We start from the raw sequence: 2,896 nt of genomic DNA, 5'->3' as shown, positions 1-2,896 counted from the left end.
GGCTGGCCGTATTGCCTTCGAGGTCGGGCCAGTCTCGCGCGGCGATCACCATGAGCCTGTCGATGAAGAACGGCTTCTGCTCCAGATGCGAAAGGCCGGCCCAGGTCGCGGCGATGCCGAGATCGGCGGCACCGCTTGCCACCGCCTCTGCGATCTCGTGGCTGGGGCGCTCGTCGAGGTCGATGTCGATGCCGGGATGCGCGACGAGGAAGGCCGGCAGCATGTCGCGCAGCAGCGCGCTGGTGGCGGCCGTGTTGGCCATCAGCCGCACGCGGGCGCGCAAGCCCGTGGCATAGGCGCCGAGGTCGCCGGCCATCGCCTCGATCTGGTTCTGCACCGCCCGCGCATGGTGCAGCAGCGCCTGCCCGGCGGCCGTCGGCACCACGCCGCGCCGCCGCCGCTCTAAAAGCGGCGCGCCGAGGCTTTCCTCCATGCCCTTGATGCGGGCGCTGGCGGAGGCGAGCGCCAGCCCCGCAAGTTCGGCACCATGGGTGATACTGCCGCGCTCGGCGACCAGCAGGAACAGCCGGAGATCGGTAAGATCGAAGCGCATCTTTCTTCTCCTGCAGGGCTTCAGCCTTCGGCGCAGGCGAAGGCTGACGGCGTAACTTCCACATTGTGGGCGGCCGGCATGTCAGTCAAATCTTTTGCGATGGAGATGCGCGATGAGCGAAAAGGCGACAGGCCGGCATGGACCCGGCATACTTGAAAGCGCGGCGATCGTGCTTGCGATCGCGGTGGCCTCGCTTGCCATGGCGCGAGCGGAGCCCGGCCAGCGCGGTTGCGTGGCGATGGCTGCCCCTGTCCACCATGAAGCAACGCCTGCAAAACCCGCACCCGACGATGATGCGGCGGACATGCTGTTGCATGACTGATCGAAGCGGCACCCCGAAGGAACGACCGTGCTGAGCGTCGGCGTCATCGCCTGGATCGGCGCGGTCTTCCTTGCCGCGGGCTTCGTCAAGGGTGTCGTCGGCATGGGGCTGCCGACCGTGGCGATGGGGCTGCTGGCGGTAACGATGCCGCCGGCGCAGGCGGCTGCCCTGCTCTTGATCCCGTCGCTGGTCACCAATCTTTGGCAGTTGTTCACCGGCCCATCCTTCGGCGGGCTGTGCAAGCGGTTGTGGACGATGATGGCCGGCGTCGTGCTTGGCACCGTCGCCGGGGCCGGTCTGCTCACCGGCACACACTCTGGCGTTGCCTCGGCCGGGCTCGGTGCGGCGCTGGTGCTTTACGCCATTCTCGGCCTGCTCAAGCTTGGCTTCACCACGCCGGCGCGCCACGAGGCGTTGGTGTCACCGCTGGTCGGTGTGGCGACCGGGCTGGTCACCGGCGCCACCGGGGTCTTCGTCATCCCGGCCGTGCCCTATCTGCAATCGCTGCGGCTGGGCCGGGAAGACCTCATCCAAGCGCTCGGCCTGTCCTTCACTGTGTCGACGGCGGCTCTTGCCCTTGGGTTGTTCAAGGCAGGCGCGTTCGCATCGCCGACAATGCAACTGGCGGGATCGGTCCTGGCGCTTGCGCCGGCGCTCGCCGGCATGTTCGCCGGCCAGGCGCTGCGCCAGGCGATGAGCGTCGAGACGTTTCGCACGGTGTTCTTCGCCGGGCTGCTGATGCTGGGCGGGTATCTGGTCTTGGAGGCCGCGCTCTGGTCTTCGGCATCCTAAGCGGCCGGTGGCGATTGGCGCGGAGCGTGATCATCAGCGTCATGCAGCGTCCCATGGAGGCTTTGTCGTCATGGTGCGGCGCAACCGGTGGTTCGGATGCTGCGGCGCGTCGAGACGTTCCAGAAAAGCGGCGTAGACATCCGGCTCGACAGCAAAGATGTCGCGGTTGAGCAACGTGTCTTCAGTGGCACGCTGCAACGCTTCGAGCATGAAGTCCTTGCGCATGAATGGGCTCCTTCCCTGCGTTAACAGCATAGCATAGCGACGATGTCACTACGATCTGTCGGTCCGGCCGCCCGATGAAAAGTCGCGCCCTCATTCGGCAATCGACCTGATGACGTTGGCCGGGTTTCCCCCGACAAGCGTGTTCGGGGGAACGTTCCTAGTGACCACGGAACCCGCCGCGACAACCGAGTTTTCGCCCACCGTCACGCCGCCGATGACCGTCGCGCCGGCCGCGATCCAGACATTGCGTTCGATCACGACCGGCTTTGCGGTCGTGAAGGCGCGACGCCGCGACGGTTCGAGGGGATGGCCCGAGGTGATGAGGCTGACATTCGGCCCGATCATGACATCGTCGGCGATGTCGAGCCCGCCAAGATCATAAAAGGTGCAGTTCTGATTGATGAAGACATTGCGCCCGACGCGGATATCGGATCCGCCGGTCGTGTAGAAGGGCGGGATCAGCAGGAAGCTGTCGTCGACCTTCCTGCCAATGAGTTCGCTGAACAGGGTCCGGACTTCAGCCGCGTCGTTGAAGGTCAAGCGGTTGAGGCTTGCGGTGGTCGCCATCGCCCGTTTGACGTCGGCCAGCATGGCGGCCGACTGCGGCATTCCGCTGGGAATTATCCTGGTGCGACCCTCGTCCGCCATTCGTCAATTTTCTCCGGCGCGGTCGAACAATGTTGGCGCACGACAGCCGCGCCGGGATGGTCTCCGGCTGTTATTTGAGCATGATTCCGAAAGTCAGTTCCAGCCCGGAAAAACGCCCTAGCGGACGACCAGCACCGGGATTTCCGTGTAGGACAGCACTTCCGCCGTCTGGCTGCCGAGAAGCAGCTTGCCCAGTCCGCGGCGGCCGTGCGAAGCCATGACGATCAGGTCGCAGCCCAGGGCCTGCGACAGTTCCAGGATGGCTTCGGCGGGCCGCTTGTCCTCGACATGCACGACCTCCGCGGAGACGCCGACGGCGTTCGCCGACGCCTTGCACTTGTCGAGCACTTCCTTAG

General features: G+C 65.6%; 6 protein-coding genes. 2 read left to right on the top strand and 4 right to left on the bottom strand.

From position 1 onward, the window contains the following. Positions 1 to 553, bottom strand: a 553-nt coding sequence (locus EN893_RS26980; protein WP_128361910.1) for a LysR family transcriptional regulator, incomplete at its 3' end; no start/stop codon positions are given. A gap of 112 nt (positions 554 to 665) precedes the next feature. On the opposite strand from EN893_RS26980, the gene EN893_RS26975 reads away from it, so the two are divergent. Then, positions 666 to 875, top strand: coding sequence for a hypothetical protein (locus tag EN893_RS26975; RefSeq protein WP_127269973.1), 210 nt, complete (start codon positions 666 to 668; stop codon positions 873 to 875). Positions 876 to 902: 27 nt separating this feature from the next. Beyond that, the gene (locus tag EN893_RS26970; RefSeq protein WP_127269971.1) at positions 903 to 1,667 is read left to right on the top strand and encodes a sulfite exporter TauE/SafE family protein; all 765 of its coding nucleotides are present in this window, start codon (positions 903 to 905) and stop codon (positions 1,665 to 1,667) included. A 39-nt stretch (positions 1,668 to 1,706) separates the two neighbouring features. Here the strand turns inward: EN893_RS26970 and EN893_RS26965 are convergent, their stop codons facing one another. From EN893_RS26965 to EN893_RS26955, 3 genes are all read right to left on the bottom strand, one after another. After that, positions 1,707 to 1,892 (bottom strand): DUF1778 domain-containing protein, encoded by a 186-nt coding sequence (locus tag EN893_RS26965; RefSeq protein WP_236382721.1) that lies wholly within the window; start codon positions 1,890 to 1,892, stop codon positions 1,707 to 1,709. 90 nt (positions 1,893 to 1,982) lie between these two features. Then, complete coding sequence (locus EN893_RS26960) at positions 1,983 to 2,501, bottom strand: sugar O-acetyltransferase (RefSeq protein ID WP_236382723.1); 519 nt, start codon at positions 2,499 to 2,501, stop codon at positions 1,983 to 1,985. Positions 2,502 to 2,657: 156 nt separating this feature from the next. Beyond that, positions 2,658 to 2,896, bottom strand: a 239-nt coding sequence (locus tag EN893_RS26955) for a universal stress protein (protein WP_164901135.1), incomplete at its 5' end; no start/stop codon positions are given.

It is taken from the genome of Mesorhizobium sp. M7A.F.Ca.CA.004.04.2.1 (assembly GCF_004022825.1).
GTDB lineage: Bacteria > Pseudomonadota > Alphaproteobacteria > Rhizobiales > Rhizobiaceae > Mesorhizobium.
This window is presented reverse-complemented; position numbering and strand designations above follow the sequence as displayed.

Coding starts and splice junctions, on each gene's coding strand:
- EN893_RS26975 (WP_127269973.1), top strand. CDS start 666: ATGAGCGAAAAGGCGACAGGCCGGCATGGACCCGGCATACTTGAAAGC.
- EN893_RS26965 (WP_236382721.1), bottom strand. CDS start 1,892: ATGCGCAAGGACTTCATGCTCGAAGCGTTGCAGCGTGCCACTGAAGAC.
- EN893_RS26960 (WP_236382723.1), bottom strand. CDS start 2,501: ATGCCGCAGTCGGCCGCCATGCTGGCCGACGTCAAACGGGCGATGGCG.